The sequence below is a fragment of the Salinispora fenicalii genome (assembly GCF_000514815.1).
GTDB classification, from domain to species: domain Bacteria; phylum Actinomycetota; class Actinomycetes; order Mycobacteriales; family Micromonosporaceae; genus Micromonospora; species Micromonospora fenicalii.
In genome coordinates this window covers 362883-388473 of record NZ_KI911471.1, presented here as the reverse complement: position 1 = coordinate 388473, position 25591 = coordinate 362883, and the positions used below count along the sequence as shown (strand labels likewise).

The following is a 25591-nucleotide window of genomic DNA, read 5'->3' as shown; positions in this document are numbered from 1 at the left end:
GAAGGAGAGTGGCCTGCCCCCATGGCCGACAAGGTGATGAGCATCGCGGAGGTAGTCGGCGAGTTACGCTCCGGCATGACAGTCGGCATCGGAGGTTGGGGATCACGACGTAAACCGATGGCGCTGGTCCGGGCCATCGCCCGGTCCGCCCTGACGGATCTCACCGTCGTCTCCTATGGCGGACCTGATGTCGGCCTGTTGGTGGCGGCGGGGCGGGTGCGGCGAGTGGTGACCGGTTTCGTCTCCCTCGACAGCATCGCCCTCGAACCCCACTTTCGACGAGCCCGACAGCTGGGCGCCATCGAGCTGACCGAGCTGGACGAGGGAATGCTGCACTGGGGGCTGCTCGCCGCCGCGCGGCGACTTCCCTACCTGCCGATCCGCGCCGGGCTGGGCTCCGATGTCCTGCGAGTCAACCCCGAACTCCGTACGGTGCGGTCCCCCTACTCCGACGGTGAGGAGCTGGTGGCGATGCCGGCCCTCACCCTGGATGTTGCGTTCGTGCACCTGAACCGGGCCGACCGCCAGGGCAATGGGCAGTACCTGGGTCCGGACCCGTACTTCGACGACCTCTTCTGCCTCGCCGCCGCCAGGAGCTTCATCTCCTGCGAACGGTTGGTCGACCCGGCCGAGCTGCGCGTCGGCGGTCCCGCGCAGAGTCTGCTGATCAGCCGAATGATGGTCAACGGCGTCATCGAGACCCCACACGGTGCGCACTTCACCAGCTGCGTGCCGGACTACGACCGCGACGAGGCGTTTCAGCGCGAGTACGCGAAATCCGCTGCCAGCCCACAGGCCTGGAGCCGATTCCGGGCTCGATACCTCGACGGGGATGAGGCCCACTACCAGCGGGCCGTATCGTGACCGGGGCCAGCCGCGCCGAGGTCTGCATCGTCGCCTGCGCCGAGGCGTGGCGTGGCGACGGGGAGATCCTGGCCAGCGGCATGGGACTGATCCCCCGCCTGGGCGCCGAGCTTGCTCGCCGTACCTTCGCTCCCGACCTGGTGCTCAGTGACGGCGAGGCCGAGTTGGTCGGCGACGACGGAGCGGAGGGGTGGCTTCCCTACCGCGCGGTGTTCGGCATCGTCGCCGCTGGCCGTCGCCACGTCATGATGGGCGCCAGCCAGCTGGACCGGCACGGCAACCAGAACATCTCCTGCATCGGCTCCTGGGCACAACCCACCACCCAGCTGCTCGGGGTGCGCGGCGCCCCGGGAAACACCATCAACCACCCGACCAGTTACTGGGTGCCCCGCCACAGTCGGCGGGTCTTCGTGGACCGGGTCGACCTGATCTGCGGCATCGGCTACGACCGGGCCGCCGTCCTCGGTTCCCCGGGCAACCGGTTCCACGAAATCCGCGTGGTGGTGACGGACCTGGCGGTCCTCGACTTCCAGTCAGCGGATCGCGGGATGCGGTTGCGCTCGGTACACCCTGGCGTCAGCGTTGACGAGGTCGTGGCCGCGACTGGCTTCCCGTTACATCTGCCGGATGAGCTGCCGGAGACCAGAACCCCCAGCGATCGTGAGCAGCGGCTCATCCGCGACCAACTGGACCCGGCCGGGCTGCGAGATCGCGAGCTAGGTCGGTGAATCCCGCCGCGCCTCACCGGTAAGCCGAGCCCGCTCCGGTGCCGACAGCAGGGAGTCAACCATGCACCCAGCACTGCACACCCAGCTGACCGAGCTGGTCGGCGTCCAGTACCCCATCGTGCAGACCGGCATGGGCTATGTCTCCGGTGCCCGGTTGACCGCGGCGACGGCCAAGGCCGGCGGTCTCGGCATCATCGCCTCAGCCACGATGAACCTCGATGAGTTGCGCGCGGCGATCCACGAGGTGCGCAGGTGTACCTCCGCGCCGTTCGGGGTCAACCTGCGCGCGGACGCAACGGACGTGCGGGAGCGGGTCGAGTTGGTCATCGCGGAGTCGGTCCGGGTCGTCTCGTTCGCGCTCGCGCCGCGTCGCGACCTCATCAGCCGACTCCGCGACGCCGGGGTGATCACCATCCCGTCGGTCGGCGCCCTCCGGCATGCGGAGAAGGTGGCCGCCTGGGGCGCGGACGCCGTCCTGGTCCAGGGGGGCGAGGGTGGTGGGCACACGGGAACGGTCCCCACCAGCCTGCTCCTCCCCCAGGTGGTGGACGCGGTCGACATTCCGGTGGTCGCGGCCGGCGGCTTCTTCGACGGTCGCGGCCTGGTCTCGGCCCTCGCCTACGGCGCGGCGGGAATCGCCATGGGTACCCGATTCCTGTTGACCAGTGACAGCCCGGTCGGGTCAGCGGTGAAACAGACCTATCTCGACAGCGGCCCTACCGACACGGTGGTCACCACACAGGTCGATGGCGTACCGCACCGGGTTCTCCGGACGCGGTTCGTTGACCGGCTCGAACGATCGGGACGGATCAGCACCCTGATCAATTCGCTCGGTCGGGTCCTCGCGCTGCGCCGACACACCGAAATGCCCTGGCCAACGCTGATCCGGGACGGCTTCGCCGCCCGACGCGGTCGTGAGCTCTCCTGGTCCCAGACGCTGATGGCCGCCAACACCCCGGTCCTCCTCCGGGCGGCGATGGTGGACGGCCGAGCCGACCTCGGAGTGATGTCTGCCGGCCAGGTGGTGGGACTGATCAACGATCTCCCCTCGTGTGTGGAGCTCATCGACCGAATCGTGGTCGAGGCAGAGGGCTGCCTTTCCCGGCTTACAGCCGCTCCACAACAGTGACGTTCGCCTGGCCGCCCCCCTCGCACATCGTCTGCAACCCGTACCGGCCGCCGGTGCGGTCCAGCTCGTGCAGCAGGGTGGTCATCAGTCGCGCGCCGGTCGCGCCGAGCGGATGCCCAAGGGCGATCGCCCCGCCATTGACATTGACCCGATCCGGATCCGCACCGGTTTCGCGCAGCCAGGCAAGCACCACACTGGCGAACGCCTCGTTGATCTCGATCAGGTCAATCTGGTCGAGCGTCATGCCGGCCCGCCGCAGCGCGACCTCGGTTGCCCGAATCGGCGCGGTCAGCATCAGCACTGGATCGTCGCCCCGGGCGCTGAGGTGGTGGACGCGGGCCCGGGGCGACAGCCCATGCACCCGTAGTCCCCGCTCGGAGGCGACCAGCACAACGCTGGCCGCGTCGGCGAGTTGGCTGGCGAGGGCCGCGGTGGTTGTCCCGTCGGGACGTAGTGGAGCAAGGGTGGCCATCGCCGCCAGGGAGGTATCCGGTCGCGGGCACTCGTCGACCGTGCAGCCCGCGCAGGGCACAATCTCAGCGGCGAACCGGCCCGCTTCCCGGGCGCGGACCGCCCGCTCGTGACTACGCAACGCATACTGCTCCATCTCAGGACGAGTGATCCCCCACCGGGCGGCGATGAGGTCTGCGCTGCGGAACTGGGAGATCTCTTCCTCGCCATAGCGAGCCGCCCATCCGACGGAGCCGGCGTACGGGCCGTGCGGGGCCATCGCACTCGCGATCGGCACTTGACTCATGCTCTGAACCCCACCGGCGACCACGAGGTCCGCCGTGCCGGCCAGGACAGCCTGGGCAGCGAAGTGCACCGCCTGCTGGGACGAGCCACACTGTCGGTCGACGGTCACTCCGGGCACGTCCTCCGGGAGGCCGGCCGCCAGCCAACAGGTCCGGGCGATGTCACCGGACTGGGGGCCCACAGTGTCCACGCAGCCGAAGACGACGTCATCAACCGCCGCCGGATCAACCCCCACTCGGTCTAACAGGGCCGCGATGACCTGACCGCCAAGGTCTGCGGGGTGCACCCCGGCCAGCCCACCACCGCGCCGCCCCACCGGGCTGCGCACCGCGTCGACAAGGTACGCCTCGCTCATTGTCGCCTCCTCCAGTATGCTAGAACACGTTCTAAATCTAGCCGAACGGGGCAGCGCCATGTACCTCACCTACTCGGTCGATCAGCAACAACTTCGTTCTGAGCTGCGGGCATACTTCGCGGAGCTGATGAACCCGGAGGTCCGCGAGGCGCTCGCGATGACCGGCGGCGAATACGGCGATGGCACGGTCTACCGGGACGTCGTGCGACGCCTGGGCCGGGATGGCTGGCTGACACTCGGCTGGCCCCGGGAGTACGGCGGCAGCGACCGGTCCATGCTGGATCAGCTCATCTTCACCGACGAGGCGGCTGTCGCGGGGGTGCCGGTTCCGTTCCTGACCATCAACACGATCGGGCCGACGCTGATGCGCTTCGGCACCGAGCAGCAACGCACCGACTACCTGCCCCGGATCGCCGCCGGTGAGCTGCACTTCTCGATCGGCTACTCCGAGCCGGAGGCGGGCACCGATCTGGCGGCCCTACGCACCACCGCAGTCCGCGACGGTGAGACCTATGTGATCAACGGTCAGAAGATGTGGACCAGCCTCATCCAGTACGCGGACTACGTCTGGCTGGCCTGCCGCACCGACCCGGAGGCACCCCAGCACGAAGGCCTCTCCATCCTCATCGTGCCCACCGACGCGAGCGGCTTCTCCTGGACTCCCGTGCGTACGGTCGCGGGACCAACCACCAGCGCCACTTACTACGCAGATGTCCGGGTGCCGCGCTCCGCCCTGGTCGGCGCGGAGAATCAGGGCTGGCCGCTGATCACGAACCAGCTCAACCACGAGCGGGTCGCCCTCACCTCGGCAGCCCCGATTCGACACGCGTTACGCGAGGTGCGGGACTGGGCCCTCGCCACCACCCTGCCAACCGGGCAGCGGGTCATCGACCAAGAGTGGGTCCAACTGCACCTGGCTCGAGTGCACGCCAAGGCCGAATTCCTCAAGATCTACAACTGGCGACTCGCCACCGAGTCCGCCACCGGCCTCGACCCGGCCGCCGCCTCGGCGACCAAGGTTTACGGCACCGAGTTCGCCATCGAGGCGTACCGGCTGCTCATGGAGGTGCTCGGCACGAACGCGTCGGTGCGGCAGGGGTCCCGCGGCGCCCTGCTACGCGGACGAGTGGAGCGGCTGCACCGCTCCGCCCTGATCCTCACCTTCGGCGGCGGCACGAACGAGGTGCAGCGGGACATCATCGCCACCGTCGGCCTGGGTCTGCCGGCGGCCCGCCGGCGCCGTCAACGGCAGGAGCAGTCATGAGATTCACCCCAGACGAAAGTCACCGCGACCTCGCCCTGCTAACCCGGCAGATCCTCACCGACCGGGTCACCGCCGACCGGCTCCGGGACATCGAGGCGAAGGAAATCCGCCTGGACCGACCGCTCTGGCAGGAACTCGCCACGGCGGGAGTGCTCGCCGCTGCACTGCCCCGCCGGGCGGGCGGTGACGGGCTCGGTCTCCTGGCGCAGTGCGGCATCCTGGTCGAGGTGGGTCGGAGTGTCGCCCCCGTGCCCTACCTGTCCAGCATCGTCACCGCGGCGGCTGGCCTGGCCACCTTCGGCGACGAGGGACAACTCACGCGTTGGGTTACTCCCGCCCGAAACGGGGCCATGATCCTGACCGCCGCCCTCGCGGAGGGTGCGGTACGGGCCGAACGCGTCACCGGCCGCTGGGTGCTGACCGGCGCGAAGACGACCGTGCCAGCCGCACCGGACGCCGACCTGGTACTGGTGCCGGCCGAGGTTGATGGCACGGTCGCGGTCTTCCTGGTCGGCACCGACGACCCCGGGGTAACCGTGGAGCCGCAGCAGGTGGCGGGGGGCGAGGGGGCCGGCTGGCTGGACCTGGCCCGGGTGCCCCTTCCCGACGACCGACTGCTCGGCACCGTCGCGGACGGCAGAACCATCGCCAGCTGGCTTACCAACCGGGCCATGATCGGATCCTGCGCCACCCAACTCGGGGTGACCGAGCGGGCGCTGGAGCTGACCGCCGAGTACGTCCGCACCCGGATCCAGTTCGGTCGTCCGATCGGCACCTTCCAGGCGGTGGCGCAGCGGCTAGCTGACGCGTACGTCGATGTCGAGGCGATCCGGCTCACGCTCTGGCAGGCGGCTTGGCGACTCGCCGAAGGGCTACCCTGCCCAACCGAGGTGGCGACGGCCAAGTTCTGGGCCGCCGACGCCGGACATCGGGTCGCGCATACCGCCATCCACCTCCACGGTGGAGTAGGAATCGACCTTGACCACCAACTGCACCGCTACTTTCTCGCCGCGAAGCACCACGAGTTCCGGTTGGGTAGCGCCACGGCCCAACTACGGGTGATCGGGGCTGCCCTCGCCGCGGGGGGCAACGACCAACTGCCCCATGGGTCTGAGCCACGAGGCGTTGACGACGCGAAGAGTACGCAATAGATTGATATTCATGAATATAAGCGGAATCACCGCGTCCGAGCCGAACTGCGTGGACAACCGTCGCGACTGAGCCAAAACAATGCACGCCAGTCACCACCAGCGGGGGTTCCGAGCCGAGGGACGGCCGGCAAGACCGGTGCGACCAGTCGGCCTCGAACACCGATTACGACCAGCGACTGAAGGGGCCGAGCATGACAGGTACGAGCTTTTCCCGACGTGGCCTATTACGGGCCACCACGCTCGGCGCCGGCGCCGCCGTCGCCGGGGCCGCCCTAGGCCAGCAGGCGGCCCAGGCGGGTGGTCCGGTACCCGCGTTGGCGGGAAAGACCGCCGTGGTCATTGGCAGTGGCTTCGGCGGGGCGGTCGCCGCCTACCGACTCGGCCAGGCCGGTGTGGCTACCACCGTGCTAGAGCGAGGTCGTCGCTGGGATGTGGACGGCTCGGGCACCACGTTCTGCGGCATCAATGAGCCGGACTGGCGATGCGGCTGGTTCCTGGACCGCCCGCCACTGGGCATCAACCTCGGCTCAAGAATCGAGGAACGTGCTGGGTTGATCGCCCGACACGACGGCGATGGAATCTCGGTGCTGAGCGGAACCGGAGTTGGTGGCGGCTCCCTCGCCATCGGGATGTTCCTACCGCAGCCGCGGCGCAGTGAGTGGGAGCAGGTGTATCCGAGCGAGGTCGGATACGACGAAATGAACAATGTCTACTGGCCGCGGGCCCGGCAACGGCTCGGCGCCACGCCAATTCCCGATGATGTGCAGAGCACCGGCCCCTACCGGGGAGCCCGGGCTTGGCTCAACTACCTGTCGGAGTTCAAGCAGACCCCCCTGCCCATTCCGTTCGCCGTGGACTGGGACGTGATCCGTGCCGAACTCGCCGGTGACGCCGTGCCATGCCACACGATCGGCGAAGGACCGTACGGCAGCAACTCCGGGGCGAAGAACAGCGTGGACCGCAACTACCTCGCCTGGGCCACTGCGACCGGCAACGTGACCACACTGGCGTTGCACGAGGTCACCGAAATTCATGAGGTGTCCGGCCAGGACAAGTTCGAAATCCGGTGCCGCCAAATCGACGAGCACGGCACGGTCCTGTCCACCAAGACCTTCGTCTGTGACTACCTGTTCATGGCGGCCGGCTCCGTCTACACCACCTCGCTGCTGCTCACCTCCCGGGCCAGGGGCGGGCTTCCCCGCCTGGTCAACCAGGAGGTGGGCAAGGGCTGGGGCAACAACGGCGACTTCCTGGTAACCCGGATCAACCTGCGAAAGGACGTCGGCTACGCCCAGGGTGGTCCGGGCAACGTCAAGTACATCGACGAGGACAACCCGTACGCGCCCACCTCGATGGCGTGGGAGGCGGCACCGGTCCCCCGCTGGATGCCACGTACCACGGCCCACCTGGTAACCAGTATGACTCCGGAACGAGGCGAGATTCGCTACGACCCGGATACCGGGACCGGGAAGGTGCACTGGCCGTACGGGGTGCTGGAGACCACCTCCGAGAAGGCGGCGGTCAACCTGGTTACCCGACTGTGGTGGGAGACCGAGGGCCGCAAGGGGTACCTCCTGCACGGTCTGCCAACCTACGCCCGGGGTGTCGGCACCGGGCTCGGCGCGGCGAACACCTGGCACCCGTTGGGCGGCATGGTCATGGGCAAGGCCACCGACTTCGACGGTCGTTGCGTCGATTACCCCAACCTCTTCTGCATCGACGGATCAATCCTGCCGGGTACGGCCTGCCTGGCCAACCCCTCCCTGACCATCACCGCCAACGCCGAACGCTGCATGGACCGGTTCCTCGCCGCGCACTCCTGACCCGTACGGGGGTCCGGCCGCAAGCCGGGCCCCCGTTCAGCGGTACCGCACCGGCATCTCTCGGATGCCGTTGATCCAGCCCGACCGCAGCCGCTGCGGTTCGGCCACCTTGTGGATGTCCGGCATATGGTCGGCGATCGAATTAAAGATCAGTTCAATCTCCAGGCGGGCGAGGTTCGCACCCAGACAGAAGTGCGCACCACTACCACCGAACCCCAGGTGGGGATTGGGGCTACGGGTGATGTCGAACCGTTCCGGCTCCTCGAAGACCGACTCGTCGAAGTTGGCCGACCCGTAGAAGAGCGCGACCCGTTGGCCGGCGGAAATCGCCTGCCCGCCCAGGGTGGTGTCGACCAACGCGGTGCGTTGGAAGACGTTCACCGGGGTCGCCCAGCGGATGATCTCCTCGACCGCGCTCCGGGGGCGCTCGGCCTTGAACAGTTCCCACTGATCTGGGTGCTCGAGGAAGGCCAACATGCCGTGGGTGATCGCATTCCGGGTCGTCTCGTTGCCCGCAACCGCCAAGAGCATCACGAAGAAGCCGAACTCGTCAGTTGTCAGGTGCTCACCGTCGATCTGCGCGTTGACCAGTTTGGTCACCAGATCGTCGCTCGGGTTGCGCTGTCGCTCGTTCGCCATCTCCATCGCGTACGCGAGCAGTTCGGCGGCGGCGGCCAACGGATCCACGCCGTACGCCGGATCGTCGTAGCCGATCAACTGGTTCGACCAGTCGAAGACCTTGCGACGGTGATGCTGTGGCACCCCGATCAGCTCCGCGATCGCCTGCAACGGCAGTTCGCAGGCGACATCGGTGACGAAGTCACCCGTGCCACGCACTGCCGCGTCCCGCACGATGCGCTCGGCCCGCTCCGCCAGCGACCCGCGCAGCGCGTTGATCGCTCTGGGCGTGAAGCCGCGGGACACGATGGCCCGTAGCTTGGTGTGCTCCGGCGGGTCGACGTTGAGCATGATGACCCGCTGCATCTCGAGGTCCGCCTTGGTGGTGCCCGGCTGGAATCGGGCAATCGCGGTGTTCTCCCGGGTCGAGTAGGTTTCGCTGTCCCGAGAGACCGCCATGACATCGGCGTATCGGGTGACCACCCAGTACCCGTCGTCGTCGAAGCCGGCTGCGCCCCTCGGTTGGACGTTCCACCAGACCGGGACCGTCCGGCGAAGCTCGGCGAACTCCTCCCGAGGCACACGGCGCTCCAAGACGGCGGGGTCGGTGAAATCAAATCCCGCTGGAATACGCGGCTCAGTCATCGAACCTCCTACTGTAACCTGTTCTAATATTCAAACAGATCAAATGTTGTTTCGACAACGCAGCGTGAGCTCCGGCGCGGAGAACACGTTCTCAATCCGAAGGGACGGTGCGATGGGCACTCCGGTGATCGTTGACGCGGTTCGCACGCCGATCGGCAAGCGCGGCGGCTGGCTGGCGGGGCTACACGCCGCCGCGCTGCTCGGCGCGGCACAACGCGCCCTCGTCACCCACGCGGACCTCGACCCGGACACGGTCGAGCAGGTCATCGGTGGGTGTGTCACCCAGGGCGGCGAGCAGTCCAACAACATCACCCGCACCGCCTGGCTACACGCCGGCCTGCCGTACCGGACGGGCTGCCTCACCATCGACGCCCAGTGCGGGTCATCCCAGCACGCCGCCCATCTGGTCGCCGGGCTCATCGCCACCGACGCCATCGAGGTCGGCATCGCCTGTGGGGTCGAGGCGATGAGCCGGGTGCCGCTGCGCGCGAATCTCGGCGTTGACGCCGGCACACCCCGGCCGGAATCGTGGGAGATCGACCTACCCAACCAGTATGTCGCCGCCGAACGAATCGCCGCCCGACGAGGACTGTCCCGCACAGCGGTGGACGAGTTCGGCGTACGCTCGCAGGCCAGGGCAGCTCAGGCCTGGGCGCAGCGGCACTACGACCGCGAGGTCGTACCTGTGACCGCGCCAGTCCTCGACACCGAGGGGCAGCCGACCGGGGCCACCCGCACGGTGGAGCGGGACCAGGGCCTGCGGGACACCAACCTGGCGGCGCTGAACCGACTGCGACCGGTGGTCGAGGGCGGGCTGCACACCGCCGGCACCTCGTCGCAGATCTCCGACGGCGCCGCGTCGGTGCTGCTGATGGAGGCTGATCGGGCTCGCGCGCTCGGTCTCCGCCCACGGGCCAGGATCGTCGCCCAGTGCCTGATCGGCGCCGAGCCCTACTACCACCTGGATGGCCCCGTACAGGCGACCGAACGCGTGCTGGCCCGCGCCGGCATGAAGATCGAGGATGTTGACCGGTTCGAGGTCAATGAGGCGTTCGCCGCCGTCGTGCTGTCCTGGCTGTCGGTGCACCGCGCCGACCCGGAGAAGGTGAACGTCAACGGTGGCGCGATCGCCCTCGGGCATCCGGTGGGCAGCACCGGGGCCCGGCTGCTCACCACCGCTCTACACGAGTTGGAGCGGACCGGCACCCGCACCGCACTGATCACGATGTGCGCCGGCGGCGCCATGTCCACCGCGACCATCATCGAGCGCCTCTGACCCACCCGTTGGGCCCGACGCCCGCCGTTGGGCCCGACGCCCGCCGTTGGGCCCAACGCCCGCCGTTAGGCACGGCGCCCGCGGTTGGGCGCAGCGGCGCTCAGGGATGCTGGCTACTGACCGACACCACCTCACCGGTGAGATAGGAGGCGTAGTCGCTGGCGAGGAAGGCAATGACGGCCGCGACCTCCCAGGGCTGCGCCGCCCGGCCGAACGCCTCCTGGTCGATCAGCTCGGCGAGCAGGTCCGCACCGGTCACCTTCGACAGGTTGGGGTGCATGGCGAGGCTGGGCGCCACGGCGTTGACCCGGATGCCGTAGGGCGCCGTGTCCAGCGCCGTGCACCGGGTGAACGCCATCACCCCCGCCTTGGCGGCTGCGTAGTGCGCCTGACCGGCCTGGGCCCGCCAGCCCAGCACCGAAGCATTGTTGACCACGACACCACCGTGGCCCTGCACCTGCATCTGCCGCACCGCGGCCCGGGTACAGCGAAAGGTGCCGGTCAGAGTCACGTCCAGCACCCGCGACCACTCGTCGTCGGTCATCTCCATGACCGACGCGGTGCCGCCGAGTCCGGCATTGTTGATCATCACGTCCAGCCGTCCGTAGCCAGCCACTGCGGCGTTGACCAGCGCCCCGACTGCCTGCTCGTCGGTCACGTCGCACGGTAGCGACCGAACCCGGCCCGGATAGTCAGCCGAGAGCCGTTCGTGGCTCTCGGCAAGCCGCCGAACATGCCGGTCGCTGAGCACGACGAACGCGCCCTCGTCCAGGCAGCGCTCCACCACGGCCGCCCCGATCCCGGATCCCGCCGCCGCGGTCACCACCACCACCTTCTCCGCGAGCAGCTCGCGACCGGCCGGGCGAAACGGCGGCGTCGGGCCCGGGGACCTCATCCGCGGGCCTGTCGCGGCAGGCCGAGAACCCGCTCGGCGATGATGCCCCGTTGGATCTCGTCCGACCCGCCGTAGATCGTGTCCGCGCGACTGAACAGGAAGAGGCGCTGCCAGTCGTCCAGGTCGTAGGGGGCGTCCTGGGCAACCATTCCGGCGGCGCCGCGCACCTGCATCGCCAACTCGCCGAGCTGCTGATGCCACCGCGACCAGAGCAGCTTCACCGCCGACGCTGTCTGCCCCGGACCCGACTGGTCAGCCTCGGCCATCGTCCGTAGGGTGTGTGCGCGCAGCGCCCAGAGCCCGACAGCGGCGCGGGCAAGCCGGTCGCGCAGCTGTGGCTCGCCGGCGACACCGGTTTGCCGAGCGAGCGCCACCAGCCGGTCCAGCTCCCGCTGGAACCCGACCTGTTGGCCGAGCGTCGCCGCGCCTCGCTCGAACGCGAGGGTACCCATCGCCACCCGCCACCCCTGGCCGACCTCGCCGACAACCATGTCCCGCGAGGTGCGCGCGCCGTCGAAGAAAACCTCGTTGAACTCCGAGGTACCGGTCAGCTGGCGGATGGGCCGCACCGTAATGCCGGGTTGCCGCATCGGCACGAGCAGATAGGAGAGCCCCGCCTGGGGCGGCCCAGTGCCGGCGGGCTCGGTCCGGGCCAGGAGGAAGCACCAATGCGCCACGTGCGCCAGGGAGGTCCACACCTTCTGTCCATCGATGACCCACTCGTCACCGACGAGTCGGGCTCGGGTCGCCACGGCGGCGAGATCAGACCCCGCCCCCGGTTCGGAGTACCCCTGGCACCACAGCTGTTCGACGGCCCGAATCCCGGGCAGAAAGCGCCGGCGTTGCTCCGGCGTGCCGTAGGCGATCAACGTCGGGCCGAGCAGCTCCTCACCCAGATATCCGACGCGCGCCGGGGCGCCGGCACGGGCGTACTCCTCGTGGAAGGCAACCTGTTGGGCAAGCGTTGCGCCCCGACCGCCGTGCTCGACCGGCCAGCCGAGACAGGTCCAGCCGGCGGTGGCTAGCCGACGGTTGAAGGCCAGCCGCTCGCGGTATGCCTCGTGCTCCCGGCCCGGTCCGCCCACCCCCCGCAACTCGGCGCTGACGTTCTCCGCCAGCCAGTCGCGCACCGCCCGCCGGAACTCATCGTCGTGCACTGGTGTCACCTCCCGAAGCCCGCGTAGGCTCACCCTACCAAGCACTTGCTTGTGTACGAACAGGAAACCACGCCGCACGACCCGACCGACAGACCACTTGAGCAGGTGCTTCGGCAGGAGGCAGCGCAGTGACACAGGACGAGTTGGTACGACTCGAACGCCAAGGTGCAACGGCGGTGCTCACGATGAACCGGCCCCGCTACCGAAACGCCCAGAACTCGGCGATGACCTACGCCCTCGACTCCGCTTTCACCGAGGCCGTGAATGACGACTCGGTCGCGGTCATCGTGCTCGCCGGTGCCGGAGAGCACTTCTCCGCGGGCCACGACATCGGCTCACCCGGCCGAGACGTCGAGAAGAGCTTCGAGCGCCGGGCAGTGCTCTGGTGGGACCACGTCGGCCGGTCCGGCGCCGATCAACGGTACGCCCGGGAGATGGAGGTCTACCTTGGCATGTGCCGGCGCTGGCGGGAGCTTCCAAAGCCGACCATTGCCATGGTGCAGGGAGCTTGCCTCGCCGGCGGGCTCATGCTCGCCTGGGTCTGCGACCTGATCATCGCGGCCGAGGACGCGTACTTCGCTGACCCCGTGGTCCGAATGGGTATTCCCGGCGTGGAGTACTTCGCCCATCCGTGGACACTGGGACCCCGCTTCGCCAAGGAAATCCTCTTCACCGGGGATCGATTCGATGCTCGGCGCGCGTACGAGGTTGGCATGGTCAACCGAGTTGTCCCCCGCGCGGAGCTACACTCCCACACCCTCGGTCTCGCGCAGCGAATCGCCGAAATGCCCCGCTTCGGACTGGCCCTGACCAAACGGGCCGTCAACCAGGCGGAGGACCTGATGGGAATGCGCTCGGCGATGGACGCCGCCTTCGGTCTGCACCACCTCGCCCACGCCCACAACGCAGAGGTTGCCGGCGACCCGCTGGCCGGGATGGACGCCGCAAGCATGAAGGCAAGGTCCGGCTCGTGAGACCAGCCGGCACGATGAACCTCGACCTCGACGACGAGACCCGCGCATTCCGCGCGGAGGTCCGGTCGTGGCTGGCCGCGAACGTGCCCGCCACGCAGTTGCCACCCATTGACACCCCCGAGGGTGACCTGGCCCACCGAGCGTGGGAACGGCACCTCGCCGCGGCCGGGCTGTCGGTGGTGGCCTGGCCTACCGCCTACGGTGGGCGCGGCTTCTCCCCCCTGCAGTGGCTGATCTTCGAGGAGGAATACCACCGCGCACGGGCTCCGGTCAGGATCAACCAGAACGGCCTCTTCCTCCTGGCCCCAACCCTGTTCACGCACGGCACGGCCGAGCAGCGTGCGCGCCTGCTCCCGCGGATGGCTCGGGCCGACGACGTGTGGGCGCAGGCCTGGTCGGAGCCGGAGGCCGGCAGCGACCTGGCCGGCATTCGCTCCCGTGCGGTACGCGCCGACGGCGGGTGGCTCCTGTCCGGGCAGAAGACCTGGAGCAGCCGGGCGGCACAGGCCGATCGGGCGTTCGGGCTCTTCCGCACCGGAGCGGACCGCCACCACGGCCTGACCTACCTCATGTTCGACCTCCGTGCCGAGGGCGTCTCGGTCCGGCCGATCCACCAGCTGGGCGGTGCGACCGGCTTCGCCGAGATCTTCCTCGACCAGGTGTTCGTGCCCGACGCCGACGTGCTCGGCGAGGTGCACCAGGGGTGGACCGTCGCGATGAGCACCGCGGGCCACGAGCGCGGGCTGTCGCTGCGCAGCCCCGGACGCTTCACCGCCGCCGCCGGGCGGCTCGTGCGACTGTGGCGCCGGGCCGGTCCGCACGCCGACCCGGCGCTGTCCGACCGCGTCGTTGATGGCTGGATCGCCGCCCGGGCCTACCAGCTGCACAGCTACGGCACGGCCACCCAGGAAGCCGCCGACCGCATACCCGAGCCTCCGCCACGCCCCGGCCGAGACGATCGACCCGGGCGGACCGGTTCGCCGACGTCGCGAGGCGGTGACCACGCCGCCAGCATGACCAAGGTCTTCTGGTCCGAACTGGATGTCGCCCTGCACGAGGCGGCGCTGGACCTGCTCGGGCCGTACGCCGAAACCGGCGGTCTCCGGACTGACCCGACGGGCCGGGGGGCCGATGACGGCGACGCGGACGCCTGGCTGGACGGTTACCTGTTCTCCCTGGCGGGTCCGATCTACGCCGGCACCAACGAAATCCAACGCACGGTGATCGCCGAGCGGGTACTCGGCCTGCCCCGGGATCGACGATGAAGCTGACCCTGACCGCGGAGCAGGAGCAGTTCGCCGCCGCCCTCCACGCGATGTTGACCGAGGCGGACACTCCCACCGTCGCCCGCCGGTGGGCCGCCGACGACCCGGCTCCCGGGCAGGTGCTCTGGCGCCGGCTGGCGGAGCTCGGCGTAACCGGTCTGGCGGTGCCGGCCCGGTGGGGCGGCCTGACCGCCCACCCGGCGGACGTCGTCGTCGCGTGCGAGGAGCTTGGGCACCACGCCCTGCCCGGTCCGGCCGCCGAGTCCATCGCCGCCCTGCCCGCGTTGTTCACAGCGCTCGGCGACGACGCGCTCTGCGACGCCTGGCTGCCCCGGCTCGCCAGCGGCGAGGTGCTCGGGACGCTCGCCGTGGCACCGCACGTGCCGTACGCGACGGACGCCGATGTCGCGTCCCTGGTTCTCCGGGCGGACGAGCGGACGCTACGCCTCGGGGTGCCAGGGCCGCGACGACGCTCGGTGGACGACACCCGACGTGTGGCCGAGGTAGCCGACGGAGCACTGCTGGCGAGCGGCCCGGCCGTCGGGCCGGCGGTCGCCCACGCCCTCAACGCCGGTGCGCTGGCCTGCGCGGCGCAGCTTCTCGGAGCGGGCCACGCGCTGCTCGAGACGACCCTCCGGTACGCCGGTCAACGCACCCAGTTCGGCCAACCGATCGGGCAGTTCCAGGCGGTCAAGCACCAGCTCGCCGACGTGGCGATCGACCTCGAGTTCGCCCGGCCACTGCTGTACGCCGCCGCCGTCGCCCTCGCCGACCACCCGTCCACGGCTGCCCGCGACGTCTCCGCCGCGAAGATTGCCTGCGCCGACGCCGCCCAGCGGGCCGCCCGCACCGCCCTACAGGTGCACGGGGCGATCGGGTACGCCCGGGAGTCCGGCCTCGGCTCCTGGCTGACCAGAGTCTGGGCGCTAGCTCGGACCTGGGGCACCCAGTCCTGGCACCGCGATCGGATCCGGACCGCACTAGCCGCTGGAGATCTGACATGACGGCGGAGCAGCAAGCCCTTCGGATGAGCGTCCGTGGTGTGCTGTCCCGGCACACCGCCGACCGGTCCATCGCCGAGGTGACCGAGTCAACGGCGGGAGATGACGCCGAGCTCTGGCAGGTGCTGTGTGGCCAGATCGGAGTGGCGGGACTCGCCGTACCCGAACGGTTCGGTGGGCTCGGCGCCGGCCTGGGCGAGGCCCATATCGTGTTGGACGAGTTGGGCCGTACCCTCAGTCCCGCGCCAATGCTCGGCTGCGCGGTCCTCGCCGGCCAGGCCTTGCTGCACAGCGGGGACGAGGCGGCCTGCCACCGGATCCTGCCCGACCTGGTCAGCGGGGAGCGGCTGGCCGCGCTCGCCTGGACCGACCAACACGGGGACTGGGATCCACACCGACCCGCCTTCGCGGCGACGAAGGGCGGCCGGCTCTCCGGCGAGGCGCACTACGTGCTCGATGCCCCCTCGGCCGACGTGTTGCTGGTCGCCGCGAGCACCCCTGTGGGGGTCCGACTCTTCGAGGTGGACCCCCGCGGCGCGGGCGTGGAACGACGCTTGGTCACCACCGTGGACCTGACCCGCCGGCTGGGAGTGGTCGTGCTCGACGGTGCGCCCGGTCGTCAGCTGGGCGAGGTGAACCCGCTGGAGCGGGTCCGGGACATCGCCTGCGTCGCACTCAGCGCCGAGCAGGTCGGGGCCGCCACCCGGGCGGTGGAGCTGACCGTGGCGTACGCGCTGACCCGGGTGCAGTTCGGCCGGCCGATCGGCGCCTTCCAGGCGATCGCGCACCGGTTGGCCGACCTGCACGTCGCGGTGGAGAGCGCTCGCTCCCTGTCATACGCCGCGGTATCGAGTCTCGACTCGGACGCACCCGACGCCCACCTGCTCGCCGCCGGGGCCGCGGTCCACTGCGCCGAGGCACTGGAGCAGGCCGCCGCGCAGCTGATCCAGCTACACGGGGGCATCGGCATCACCTGGGAGCACGACGCGCACCGCTACTTCAAGCGGGCCCACGGGGCCGCTCACCTCTTCGGGCACCCGCAGGCACATCTCGCCCGCCTCGCGGAGGCGGTCCTCGGCATTCAGCGGTAGGAGGCGCCGAATCGGTCCAAGGCGGTGATGACCGCGTCCCCGATGCCGTGTCCGGCCCCATGACCGGCCTCGGCAATCAGCTCCAGCCGCGCTGTGGGCCAGACCTTGGACAGTTGCCACGGTACGTCCACCGGACTGCCCAGATCGAGCCGGCCGTGGACCAGCACGCCAGGAATTCCGGCGAGCCGGTGTGCACCTGCCATCAACTCACCATCGGCGAACCAACCGTCATGCGCCCAGTAGTGGGTGACGAGGCGGGCGAAAGTCATCCGGAACGCCGGGTCCTCGAACCGGGGGTCGGGTCCACTGCCGGGCAGGTTCGAGACGAGTGCGTCCTCCCAGGCGCACCAGGCACGCGCGGCTCGGTCCCGCACCGTCTCGTCCGGGTCTGCCAACAGCCGGGCGTAGGCGGCGGGCAGGTTGCCGTCGCGTTCGGCGGCCGGCACCGCATCCCGGAACCTGTCCCACTGTTCGGGGAAGATCCGTCCAAGGTCGCGGGTGATCCACCGATGCTCGGCCGGGGTGCTGGTGACGACGCTGAACAGCACCAGTTCGGTGACCCGGTCAGGATGCTGCTGGGCGTAGCCGAGGCTGAGCGCGCTGCCCCACGATCCGCCGAGCAGCAACCACCGGTCGATGTTCAGGTGTGTCCGCAGCTTCTCGATGTCGGCCAGCAGGTGCGGCATGGTGTTGGTCGACAGGTCGGTTCGCACGTCGCCCGCGTCCGGTGTGCTGCGCCCGCACCCCCGCTGATCAAACAGGACTATCCGGTAGACGGCCGGATCGAAGAGTCGCCGCCAGCCGGAGCTGACGCCAGAACCGGGGCCACCATGCAGCACCAGGGCCGGCTTGCCGAGTGGGTTGCCGCAGCTCTCCCAATAGACGAGGTGACCGTCGCCGACATCGAGCAGGCCGGCTGCGAAGGGTTCGATCTCGGGATACAAACGCGTCATTCGGGTGATTCAACCAGTTGAGTGCTGACCCCACGCTCGGGCTCCAGCCGGAGCCGGAGTTGACTCAGCGCCCAACCCAGCCGCGGCCCGAGGACGCGAGCAGCAGGCCGCTGGTGGGCACGCCGGTGCCGGCGGTCACCAGCACCGGACCCGCCCCGGCGACCTGGTTGACCGAGCTTCCCCGGACCTGCCGGACCGCCTCCACGATGCCGTTCATCCCATGGATGTAGGCCTCCCCGAGCTGCCCACCGTGCGGGTTGACCGGGAGCCGTCCGCCCAGTTCGATCGCACCGTCGGCGATGAAGTGCCGTGCCTCGCCCGGCGGGCAGAACCCCAACTCCTCCAACTGCATCAGCACGTACGGGGTGAAGTGGTCGTACAGCACCGCGACCCGCACATCGTCGGGGACGAGACCGGACTGCTGCCAGAGTTGCCGCCCGACCACACCGAGCTCCGGCAGCCCGGTCAGGTTGTCGCGGTAGTAGCTGGTCATAACATACTGGTCCGCTCCGCTCCCCTGCGCGGCAGCGGTAATCACCGCGGGGGTCTGCCGCAGGTCGGCGGCGCGCTCGACGCCGGCCACCACCACGGCGACCGCTCCATCACTCTCCTGGCAACAGTCCAGCAGCCGAAGCGGCTCGGCGATCCACCGGGACGCCTGGTGGTCGGCGAGGGTGATCGGTCGGTCGAAGAACCAGGCTCGCGGGTTGGTCGCGGCATGCCGGCGGGCAGCCACCGCCACCCGGCCGAAGTCCTCCCCGGTGGCTCCGAAGACGTGCTGGTAGCGCCGGGCGACCATGGCCACGGTAGCGGCCGGGGTACCCAGCCCCATCGGGTAGTGCCAGCCATTGTCGACGCCGGAGCTGGTCGGTGCGCTCGAGACGTCCCGGGACACCCGGCCGAAGCGGCGGCCGGAGCGTTCGTTGAGCGCGCGGTAGCAGACCACGACCCGCGCCACCCCGGCGCTGATCGCCAGGGCCGCCTGCTGCACCGTGGCACAGGCCGCGCCGCCGCCGTAGCCGACCTGACTGAAGAAACGCAGCTCCCCCGCACCGATCTCCCGAGCCAGGGCGACCTCGGCGGTGCTGTCCATGGTGAACGTCACCAGGCCGTCGACATCGGTCGGCGCCAGCCCGGCGTCGGTGAGTGCGGCGCGGACCGCCTCCGCTGCCAGGTGAAGCTCGCTGCGGCCAGAGTCCTTGGAGAACTCGGTCTCGCCGACCCCGACGATCGCCGCACTCCCCGAGATCACGGAAGCCTCCCGACCTCAACCTGTCCGGTGACGTGATCGCCCCCGGTAACCCGTCCCACCACGGCCACCACGCATCCGGTTGACGACGCCTGCGTCACCTGGCCGGTCAGGACGAGCGTGTCGTACGCGTAGCACGGCGCCCCGAGCCGGATCGCGACGCTGTGCACCATCGCCGTCGCTCCCGCCCAGTCGGTCACGTACCGCTGCACCAGTCCGGTCGTGGTCAAGATGTTGAGGAAGATGTCCTTCGAGCCCCGCCGAACGGCCTGGTCCCGATCGTGGTGCACATCCTGGAAGTCCCGGGTGGCGACAGCGGTGCTGATCACGAAGGTCGGGGTGACCGGGATCCGCAGTTCCGGCAGGACGATGCCGACCGCCACGCTCATGGCAGCAGCCGCCATGCGGGCAGGGTCAGCTCGGTGTCCACGCGGACGAAGTCGACTTGGACCGTGGCGCCGATCCGCACCTGCCTCGGGTCTGCTCCGAGCACCTCGCCCACCATCCGTACCCCTTCGGTCAACTCCACCAACGCGACCACGATCGGCAACCGCCGCCCCGGCACCGGCGGGTGGCGGTGCACCACGAAGCTGAAGATCTCACCCGTACCGCGAGCGACCAGGTGGTCCTGGCGGTCGGCGCCGCACTGTCGGCAGACCGGCCCCGGCGGATGTCGCAGTTCTCCGCAACCGCCACACCGCTGAATGCGCAGCTCGCCGGCGGCGGTGCCGGCCCAGAAGAAGGCGGTGTCCCGGGTGACGACCGGCCGCAGCGCGTCGGACGCCACCGCTGCCGCGGCCCGCTCGAACGCCACCCCCGAAGCCCGCTCGGACACCACCGCCGGGACCCGCTCGGACGCTGCTGCTGGGGCCCGCTCGGACGCCGGGGCGGTCGCGGTGGAGCCCGGCGGCCGGAACTTGAGCACCCGGAAAGTCATCGACGCCACGGCCTCCGCACCGACGTACCAGGTGCTGTCGGTGGTGACAAACCAGCCCTCGCCGAGCGCTGTTCGCTTCGGTCCACGCACGTCTACCAGCCGGCTGCGCACCTCGACCCGTTCACCGTCGCGCAGATACCGGTGGTACGTCTGCTCGCAGTTCGTCGCCACCACCGAGGTGAACCCGGCCTGATCGAGTACGGCGGACATGGCCGACAGCGGATCGGCGGGCTCCACGACCGGATGTAGGCCGCGCATCGTCCAGACCTGCGTCATCGCTGGCGGCGCCACGCCGTCCTGCTCGTAGCGCGGATTGCGGTCGCCGATCGCCTCCAGCCAGTTCCGGATCATCGGTAGGTTGACCGGGTCGCGGCCCGGCCGGGCCGGCCCCGCACCGGCAGCCCGGATCCGCTCCGCGGCGGCGCGGATGGTGCCCTCCATCGGCTCCTCCCTTCTCCCGCTGTAGCTGGCCTGATCCGCACTCAGCCCATGGTTGCCCGGGGCAGGCCAAGCACCCGTTCGGCCACCAGGGACAGCAGAATCTGGGTGGTTCCGCCAGCGATGCTGAGGCATCGGGTGAGGAGGAAGTGGTGGATCGGCTCCAGACTCGCGCCGTCGGCCGCGGCACCGTCCGGACCACAGAGCGTCAGCGCCGTCTCGGCCACCGCCTGTCGATGGCTGACCCCAATCAACTTGGCCACCGCCGACTCCGGCCCACCTCGATCAGCACCGAGCTGCCGTAGCGTGGCCCGGCACTCCACCAGGGAGACAGCGAGACCGTCCGCGATGTGGCCACCCAGGCGTTCCCGCATCCCCGGCTCGCTGGCGAGTCCACCGGCACCCACCATCCGGACCAGTCGGTCCACGTCGGCACCGAATCCGGGGCCGCGCCCCATCGCGACCCGCTCGTAGGAGAGCGTCGCCCGGGCCAGCCGCCAGCCCTGTCCTGGTTCGCCCACCACAGCCTCGTCGGGGACGAAGACGTCGTCCAGGAAGACCTCGTTGAAGACCGACCGCCCGGTGATCTCGCGCAACGGGCGAATCTCGATACCGGGGCTGCGCATGTCGACCAGGAAGTAGGTCAGACCACGATGCTTGCTCGCCGTGGAATCGGTGCGGGCCAGGCAGATCGCCCAGTCCGCCTCGGCCGCCAGCGACGTCCAGACCTTCTGGCCGGACAACCGCCAACCACCCGGAACCCGGTTCGCGCGGGTGCGCAGCGAGGCCAGGTCCGAGCCGGCCTCCGGCTCGCTGAAGAGCTGACACCAGGTGATCTCGCCCCGCAGGGACGGGCCGGCGAACCGATCCCGCTGGGCGGCACTGCCGTGGTGCAGAATCGTGGGGACGGCCCAGCCGCCGATCGCCAGGTCCGGGCGCACGATGCCGGCCAGATCCAGCTCCTCGTCGAGCAGCAGTTGCTGGGCGGGCGAGGCGTCGATGCCGTACGGTGCCGGCCAGTGTGGTGCGAGGTAGCCCGCGGCCGCCAACCGGGCACGGCGCTGGGCCTCGGGAAGCTGCGCGATCGCCCGGAGCTGGGCGCGCACCGCCAGCCGGTCCGCGGAGTCAGTGTCGGTCCGGGCTCCGGACGACGGTGGGGCCGCTTCCGTTGCGGCCTGAAGCTCGTCGCCGACCGCCCACACGTGCCGACGCGACCCGGCCAGCGTCAGCTCCGCGCAACGCTGCCGCCATTGGGCACCGCCGCCGAGCAGCTGTCGCAGGGCAAGTGCTCGACGCAGGTAGAGGTGGGCGTCGTGCTCCCAGGTGAACCCGATCCCCCCGAGTACCTGAATACAGTCTTTGGCGTTGTCCACCGCTGCATCGAGGGCGATCGCGGCTGCGGTGGCGGCGGCTAGGGGAAGCTCCTCCGGCGCCTGGTCGTAGGCGCGGGCCGCGTCCCAGGCCACCGCGGTGGCCCGTTCCGCCCGGCAGAGCATCCCGGCGCAGAGGTGCCCGACCGCCTGGAACGATCCGATCGCCTGATCAAACTGGCGCCGCACCTTGGCATGCTCGGTGGCGGTGCGCAGGCACCAGGAGGCCACCGCTGCCGCCTCCACCGCGGCCAGCAGCGCCGCGCAGTCGCGGAGTCGGTCCGGCCCGGGTGTGGGCAGGAGCTGATCGGGCCTGACGAGCACTCCCGCCAACCGCACGTCGGCCAGGGGCCGGGAGAAATCCACCGGCGTACGTGCGGTGAGGCGAACCCCCTCGTGCTCCGAGTCGAGCACGAACGACAACGTTTCGGTTCCGGTGCCAGCGGTCAGCATCAGGTGGCTGGTGCCCCCCGCGCCGAGTACGGCGTTGACCTGGCCGGTCACCCGGTATCCGCCCCCGGCGGCCGGCACGGCCGTCAACGCACCTGGGGTGAGCGCCACCCCGACCGAGACCTTGCCGGCCGCGAGGTCCGGCAGCAGGCTCTTCGCGGCGGGCATCGGCCCGGGAGACGCGAGCGCCAGCGTCGCGAGCAGGGTGGGCATGATCGGGCCGGGGACCAGGGCAACAGTGATCTGCTCCAGCACGGCGGCCAACTCGCTGACTCGGCCACCGTCACCGCCGAGCTGCTCCGGCACGGCCAGGGCAAAGCAGCCAAGGCCGGCAAGGCCGGCCCAGTGCCGATCGGCCTGCGCGGACGGCCCGTTCTCCAGCGCGCGTACGGTGGCCAGGGCGTTGGCCCCCACAGCCCACCGCTGGATCGCGTCCTGGAGCGCCAACTGGTCGGTGGTCATCGCGATCGGCATCGACCCTCCCCACTCCGAACATCTCACGCTAGTAGAACATGTTCTACCCTGTGTCGCCAGCCGCCCTGAACGCACGGCGTCCCACCCGTTGCTAGACTTGGGGTGGCAAACCGCTGCCAATTCGACCAAGATCACGGAAGGCAAGACGGTGGCGTCAAGAACACACACCAGAAGCCCGGGCGCGGGGAGCCTGACCGACGCCGAGCAAGGATCGGCGGCGCAGCGTGAGCGTCGACGGCGCATCCTGGACGCCACCCTCGTCCTGGCCTCCAGGGGTGGATACGACGCGGTGCAGATGCGCGCCGTCGCCGAACACGCCAACGTCGCCCTCGGCACGTTGTACCGCTACTTCCCCTCCAAAATCCACCTTCTGGTCTCCGCCCTGGCCAGAGAGTTCGAGCGGACGCAGGACCGGCTCCGTCGCACCGCCATTCCGGGCGAGACGGCACACGAGCGGACCGCGTTCGTCCTCGGCCGGGTCACCCGCGCCATGCAGCGCGACCCTATGCTCACCGAAGCCATGACCCGGGCGTTCATGTTCGCCGACCCGACCGCCGCCACCGAGGTCAACGCCGTCGCCCGACTCATGGAAGACATGTTCATCCTGGCCATGCGCGACGGCAAGCCCTCGGCGGACGACCGGGCCAAGGCCCGCGTCATCGGCGATGTCTGGCTATCCAGCCTGGTCGCCTGGGTGACCCGGCGAGCCTCGGCCAACGACGTGCACGAGCACCTCGAACTCGCCGCCCGCCTGTTGCTGCGCTGACGGAGACGTGGCTGACGGCGAACGCCTGGATCGACGGAGACGTGGCTGACGGCGAACGCCTGGATCGTCGGCCACGGCGGCGAAGCCTGGGCTCGCCACCTTCGGGTCGCGACGACACCGACCCCCGGTCCACAAGGTGACCAGGGGTCGATTCCCAGTAATCGATAGATACTCACCTTAGGTGGTGGCGCAGTCACTCGGCTTGTCCTACGGTGCTGGGCGAAGGTCGGAAGCGCACCACGGGCTCCATGCGGGCCACACTCCCGGCTGGGTCAACAATGTGACGGGGAGGGACTACCCGGATGATGCGATCGTTGCCCACGACGGCGTTTCCGTTCTTCTCGTCCGCGACGCCGCCGTCAACGGCGGCGCCGAGCGGGCTGAGCTCTCCGCTGGTGGGCCTGTCACGTCGGATCCGCCGGTAGGAAGCCGGTCTGGCGTTGCCGATGCAGGGTATCCGCCGGGAAGGACAGGAGAGCACCCACAATGACCTATCAGCACGACCGGGACCTGCATCTCGCCCACAGCCCGGAGCGGGGCTACTGGCACTTCATGCTCTACATCGAACCACCCGCGTACATCGGTGGCGCCATCAACGCGGGGCAGCAGCTCGATACCTACGCCAGCCGATACGCGTCCGAATGGCGGGACCGACTCACGCCCTGCACCCCGGACGCCCTGCACGTCACCCTCCTCACCCCGGACGAGGCGCCCCAGCTCTGGCATCCCTGCGTCTACGACGACCCCGACTCCCCCTCCGCGGTCGCGGGCGACGGCTGCGTGTGCTGGCGAGCCTTCCGTGACCCGATCACCTGGCTACCCGTCGCCGTGCACCACTATCGGACGGTCACTGGCAACCACGAGCACTGGGAGCATCACACCTACGCTCCCCTGGCACTTCCCGACGGCGAGCAGCTGGCCGCACTCATCATCGACCGAGAGGCCGACATGGTCTGGGCCCGCACCGACCGCGGCACCCTGCATATCCTGCCCGAGAAGCAGACCGCCGGTTACAGCACCGGCTACCCGGGCAGTGGTCCCGCCGAACTCGCCAGGATGATCGAGAAGATCGTCGCCTCCGACGGCTACGACGTGACGCCGGGCACGCCAAACCAACAGCCAGCCGAGACTGTCTTCAGCTGGGCCAGCAGTCACGCTGCGGCGTACACGCAGGAGCTCACCCTCCAGCAGCTCATGCTCCTCTGCCGCACCGGGGTCGTGGCATAGCCGGCCGCCTCCACAAACCACGGCGGCTCCGCGGCGGCGTCAGTCGTACTCGACGGCTCGGTCGACGGTGTCCCAATGAGCCGCGCCGAAGAGCCGCCAGGACTGTTCCGGTCGTGGCGCGACGAACACCCCGGTCGCCTCGACCAACAGGTCGTCGGGGTGGGCGGCGGTCGCGATGCCGCCATGGGCGGTGGTCTTTCGGCCGTCCACGGCGGTGACGCGGGCCGTCAGATGCAGCGGAGTACGCAACGGGATAGGTGCTCGATACCGGGTGTCGAGCCGGACGGTCATCCCCGCGTTGCCGGTGGCACTCGCCACGTAACCGAGTAGCTGGTCCAGCAGTTGGGCACTGACTCCGCCATGGGCGTACCGGGGCGGCCCCTCGAAGGCCGGCCCAAGGGTGCACGCGCCCACCGCGACCCCGTCGACCAGGTCGATGCGCATCGGCGGGGCCAGCGCACTGCCGACGCCGGTAACCGGGTTGTACATCCGGACGCCACCCAACAGGTCGTCGGCGCTCGGTATCCGGGTAACCTCCCGCTCGCGCGTGGCCAACGGACGAGCCGCTCGGCGCAGGTCGGCGGTGACCTGGCGGAGTTGGTCTGCCGGAACCTCCGTGGTGACCGCCTGCTCAACCAGGTCGCGTAAGGCATCTCCCAACTCCGCGATGGCCTCCCGCCGGTCCAGCAGAGAGGGGCTGGCGTCCCGCTGCTCCCGCATGGGGTGATGGCTGCG

General features: G+C 69.8%; 23 protein-coding genes. 13 read left to right on the top strand and 10 right to left on the bottom strand.

All coding sequences use genetic code 11. The annotated features are described in order from the left end of the window. Positions 1–21 precede the first annotated feature (21 nt). The 3 genes from B116_RS0119700 to B116_RS0119690 all read left to right on the top strand — a co-directional run bounded on the left by B116_RS0119700 (position 22) and on the right by B116_RS0119690 (position 2721). On the top strand, positions 22–864 hold the full coding sequence (locus B116_RS0119700; protein ID WP_027661071.1) for a CoA transferase subunit A: 843 nt from the start codon (positions 22–24) through the stop codon (positions 862–864). Then, a complete protein-coding gene (locus B116_RS0119695; RefSeq protein WP_027661070.1) occupies positions 861–1592 on the top strand; it encodes a CoA-transferase subunit beta in 732 nt (243 codons plus the stop codon). Before B116_RS0119700 ends, B116_RS0119695 begins: the two co-directional genes overlap by 4 nt. A gap of 61 nt (positions 1593–1653) precedes the next feature. Further along, the gene (locus B116_RS0119690; RefSeq protein ID WP_027661069.1) at positions 1654–2721 is read left to right on the top strand and encodes an NAD(P)H-dependent flavin oxidoreductase; all 1068 of its coding nucleotides are present in this window, start codon (positions 1654–1656) and stop codon (positions 2719–2721) included. On the opposite strand, the gene B116_RS0119685 is transcribed toward B116_RS0119690, so the two are convergent. Continuing rightward, positions 2699–3832, bottom strand: a complete 1134-nt coding sequence (locus B116_RS0119685; RefSeq protein WP_027661068.1) for an acetyl-CoA C-acetyltransferase — start codon at positions 3830–3832, stop codon at positions 2699–2701. The genes B116_RS0119690 and B116_RS0119685 overlap by 23 nt on opposite strands. A 58-nt stretch (positions 3833–3890) precedes the next feature. On the opposite strand from B116_RS0119685, the gene B116_RS0119680 reads away from it, so the two are divergent. The 3 genes from B116_RS0119680 to B116_RS0119670 all read left to right on the top strand — a co-directional run bounded on the left by B116_RS0119680 (position 3891) and on the right by B116_RS0119670 (position 8070). Next, complete coding sequence (locus B116_RS0119680) at positions 3891–5096, top strand: acyl-CoA dehydrogenase family protein (RefSeq protein ID WP_027661067.1); 1206 nt, start codon at positions 3891–3893, stop codon at positions 5094–5096. Further along, complete coding sequence (locus B116_RS0119675) at positions 5093–6247, top strand: acyl-CoA dehydrogenase family protein (RefSeq protein ID WP_027661066.1); 1155 nt, start codon at positions 5093–5095, stop codon at positions 6245–6247. The genes B116_RS0119680 and B116_RS0119675 overlap by 4 nt, the downstream gene beginning before the upstream one ends. Positions 6248–6438: 191 nt before the next feature. Continuing rightward, positions 6439–8070 carry a GMC oxidoreductase gene (locus B116_RS0119670; protein WP_027661065.1) on the top strand — a complete coding sequence of 544 codons (1632 nt, stop codon included), beginning with the start codon at positions 6439–6441 and terminating at the stop codon, positions 8068–8070. A 36-nt stretch (positions 8071–8106) separates the two neighbouring features. Here B116_RS0119670 and B116_RS0119665 read toward each other — a convergent pair whose 3' ends face one another. Then, positions 8107–9333: a cytochrome P450 gene (locus B116_RS0119665; protein ID WP_027661064.1), complete on the bottom strand. Its 1227-nt coding sequence runs from the start codon at positions 9331–9333 to the stop codon at positions 8107–8109. A 112-nt stretch (positions 9334–9445) separates the two neighbouring features. Between B116_RS0119665 and B116_RS0119660 the strand changes: the two genes are divergently transcribed. Continuing rightward, on the top strand, positions 9446–10609 hold the full coding sequence (locus B116_RS0119660) for a steroid 3-ketoacyl-CoA thiolase (protein WP_027661063.1): 1164 nt from the start codon (positions 9446–9448) through the stop codon (positions 10607–10609). 100 nt (positions 10610–10709) lie between these two features. Here B116_RS0119660 and B116_RS0119655 read toward each other — a convergent pair whose 3' ends face one another. Next, positions 10710–11504 carry an SDR family oxidoreductase gene (locus B116_RS0119655; protein WP_027661062.1) on the bottom strand — a complete coding sequence of 265 codons (795 nt, stop codon included), beginning with the start codon at positions 11502–11504 and terminating at the stop codon, positions 10710–10712. Next, positions 11501–12661 carry an acyl-CoA dehydrogenase family protein gene (locus tag B116_RS0119650; RefSeq protein WP_018720034.1) on the bottom strand — a complete coding sequence of 387 codons (1161 nt, stop codon included), beginning with the start codon at positions 12659–12661 and terminating at the stop codon, positions 11501–11503. The genes B116_RS0119655 and B116_RS0119650 overlap by 4 nt, the downstream gene beginning before the upstream one ends. A 128-nt stretch (positions 12662–12789) precedes the next feature. On the opposite strand from B116_RS0119650, the gene B116_RS0119645 reads away from it, so the two are divergent. Genes B116_RS0119645 through B116_RS0119630 form a run of 4 tightly spaced genes read left to right on the top strand, consistent with a single transcriptional unit; the run spans position 12790 to position 16992 of the window. Beyond that, a complete protein-coding gene (locus tag B116_RS0119645; protein ID WP_018720033.1) occupies positions 12790–13635 on the top strand; it encodes an enoyl-CoA hydratase in 846 nt (281 codons plus the stop codon). Between the two features lie 14 nt (positions 13636–13649). Further along, entirely contained in the window at positions 13650–14900 is a 1251-nt protein-coding gene (locus B116_RS0119640) for an acyl-CoA dehydrogenase family protein (protein WP_033667745.1), read from the top strand. Beyond that, entirely contained in the window at positions 14897–15904 is a 1008-nt protein-coding gene (locus B116_RS0119635; RefSeq protein WP_027661060.1) for an acyl-CoA dehydrogenase family protein, read from the top strand. Before B116_RS0119640 ends, B116_RS0119635 begins: the two co-directional genes overlap by 4 nt. Next, complete coding sequence (locus B116_RS0119630) at positions 15901–16992, top strand: acyl-CoA dehydrogenase family protein (protein ID WP_027661059.1); 1092 nt, start codon at positions 15901–15903, stop codon at positions 16990–16992. The genes B116_RS0119635 and B116_RS0119630 overlap by 4 nt, the downstream gene beginning before the upstream one ends. On the opposite strand, the gene pip is transcribed toward B116_RS0119630, so the two are convergent. The 5 genes from pip to B116_RS0119605 all read right to left on the bottom strand — a co-directional run bounded on the left by pip (position 16983) and on the right by B116_RS0119605 (position 22863). After that, the gene (pip, locus tag B116_RS0119625; RefSeq protein ID WP_027661058.1) at positions 16983–17945 is read right to left on the bottom strand and encodes a prolyl aminopeptidase; all 963 of its coding nucleotides are present in this window, start codon (positions 17943–17945) and stop codon (positions 16983–16985) included. The genes B116_RS0119630 and pip overlap by 10 nt on opposite strands. Before the next feature lie 64 nt (positions 17946–18009). After that, positions 18010–19197 carry a lipid-transfer protein gene (locus B116_RS0119620; protein WP_027661057.1) on the bottom strand — a complete coding sequence of 396 codons (1188 nt, stop codon included), beginning with the start codon at positions 19195–19197 and terminating at the stop codon, positions 18010–18012. Further along, the gene (locus B116_RS0119615; protein WP_018720027.1) at positions 19194–19583 is read right to left on the bottom strand and encodes a hotdog family protein; all 390 of its coding nucleotides are present in this window, start codon (positions 19581–19583) and stop codon (positions 19194–19196) included. The genes B116_RS0119620 and B116_RS0119615 overlap by 4 nt, the downstream gene beginning before the upstream one ends. Next, positions 19580–20572 carry a bifunctional MaoC family dehydratase N-terminal/OB-fold nucleic acid binding domain-containing protein gene (locus tag B116_RS0119610; protein ID WP_027661056.1) on the bottom strand — a complete coding sequence of 331 codons (993 nt, stop codon included), beginning with the start codon at positions 20570–20572 and terminating at the stop codon, positions 19580–19582. Before B116_RS0119610 ends, B116_RS0119615 begins: the two co-directional genes overlap by 4 nt. A gap of 41 nt (positions 20573–20613) precedes the next feature. Next, a complete protein-coding gene (locus B116_RS0119605; RefSeq protein ID WP_027661055.1) occupies positions 20614–22863 on the bottom strand; it encodes an acyl-CoA dehydrogenase in 2250 nt (749 codons plus the stop codon). Between the two features lie 148 nt (positions 22864–23011). Between B116_RS0119605 and kstR the strand changes: the two genes are divergently transcribed. Together kstR and B116_RS0119595 are read left to right on the top strand one after the other, a co-directional pair. Beyond that, a complete protein-coding gene (gene kstR, locus B116_RS0119600; RefSeq protein ID WP_033665115.1) occupies positions 23012–23629 on the top strand; it encodes a cholesterol catabolism transcriptional regulator KstR in 618 nt (205 codons plus the stop codon). A 486-nt stretch (positions 23630–24115) separates the two neighbouring features. Then, on the top strand, positions 24116–24856 hold the full coding sequence (locus tag B116_RS0119595; RefSeq protein ID WP_018720023.1) for a hypothetical protein: 741 nt from the start codon (positions 24116–24118) through the stop codon (positions 24854–24856). 39 nt (positions 24857–24895) lie between these two features. Here B116_RS0119595 and B116_RS0119590 read toward each other — a convergent pair whose 3' ends face one another. Then, positions 24896–25576 (bottom strand): PaaI family thioesterase, encoded by a 681-nt coding sequence (locus B116_RS0119590; RefSeq protein WP_018720022.1) that lies wholly within the window; start codon positions 25574–25576, stop codon positions 24896–24898. Between the last annotated feature and the right edge of the window lie 15 nt (positions 25577–25591).

What these genes read in the sequence shown, in the direction of transcription:
- B116_RS0119610 (WP_027661056.1), bottom strand. Translation starts at nt 20,572, where the DNA reads ATGGAGGGCACCATCCGCGCCGCCGCGGAGCGGATCCGGGCTGCCGGT.
- B116_RS0119630 (WP_027661059.1), top strand. Translation starts at nt 15,901, where the DNA reads ATGACGGCGGAGCAGCAAGCCCTTCGGATGAGCGTCCGTGGTGTGCTG.
- B116_RS0119615 (WP_018720027.1), bottom strand. Translation starts at nt 19,583, where the DNA reads ATGAGCGTGGCGGTCGGCATCGTCCTGCCGGAACTGCGGATCCCGGTC.
- B116_RS0119590 (WP_018720022.1), bottom strand. Translation starts at nt 25,576, where the DNA reads ATGCGGGAGCAGCGGGACGCCAGCCCCTCTCTGCTGGACCGGCGGGAG.
- B116_RS0119640 (WP_033667745.1), top strand. Translation starts at nt 13,650, where the DNA reads ATGAACCTCGACCTCGACGACGAGACCCGCGCATTCCGCGCGGAGGTC.
- B116_RS0119660 (WP_027661063.1), top strand. Translation starts at nt 9,446, where the DNA reads ATGGGCACTCCGGTGATCGTTGACGCGGTTCGCACGCCGATCGGCAAG.
- B116_RS0119700 (WP_027661071.1), top strand. Translation starts at nt 22, where the DNA reads ATGGCCGACAAGGTGATGAGCATCGCGGAGGTAGTCGGCGAGTTACGC.
- B116_RS0119670 (WP_027661065.1), top strand. Translation starts at nt 6,439, where the DNA reads ATGACAGGTACGAGCTTTTCCCGACGTGGCCTATTACGGGCCACCACG.
- B116_RS0119685 (WP_027661068.1), bottom strand. Translation starts at nt 3,832, where the DNA reads ATGAGCGAGGCGTACCTTGTCGACGCGGTGCGCAGCCCGGTGGGGCGG.
- B116_RS0119655 (WP_027661062.1), bottom strand. Translation starts at nt 11,504, where the DNA reads ATGAGGTCCCCGGGCCCGACGCCGCCGTTTCGCCCGGCCGGTCGCGAG.
- B116_RS0119680 (WP_027661067.1), top strand. Translation starts at nt 3,891, where the DNA reads ATGTACCTCACCTACTCGGTCGATCAGCAACAACTTCGTTCTGAGCTG.
- B116_RS0119595 (WP_018720023.1), top strand. Translation starts at nt 24,116, where the DNA reads ATGACCTATCAGCACGACCGGGACCTGCATCTCGCCCACAGCCCGGAG.
- B116_RS0119605 (WP_027661055.1), bottom strand. Translation starts at nt 22,863, where the DNA reads ATGCCGATCGCGATGACCACCGACCAGTTGGCGCTCCAGGACGCGATC.
- pip (WP_027661058.1), bottom strand. Translation starts at nt 17,945, where the DNA reads ATGACGCGTTTGTATCCCGAGATCGAACCCTTCGCAGCCGGCCTGCTC.
- B116_RS0119635 (WP_027661060.1), top strand. Translation starts at nt 14,897, where the DNA reads ATGAAGCTGACCCTGACCGCGGAGCAGGAGCAGTTCGCCGCCGCCCTC.
- B116_RS0119675 (WP_027661066.1), top strand. Translation starts at nt 5,093, where the DNA reads ATGAGATTCACCCCAGACGAAAGTCACCGCGACCTCGCCCTGCTAACC.
- B116_RS0119690 (WP_027661069.1), top strand. Translation starts at nt 1,654, where the DNA reads ATGCACCCAGCACTGCACACCCAGCTGACCGAGCTGGTCGGCGTCCAG.
- B116_RS0119665 (WP_027661064.1), bottom strand. Translation starts at nt 9,333, where the DNA reads ATGACTGAGCCGCGTATTCCAGCGGGATTTGATTTCACCGACCCCGCC.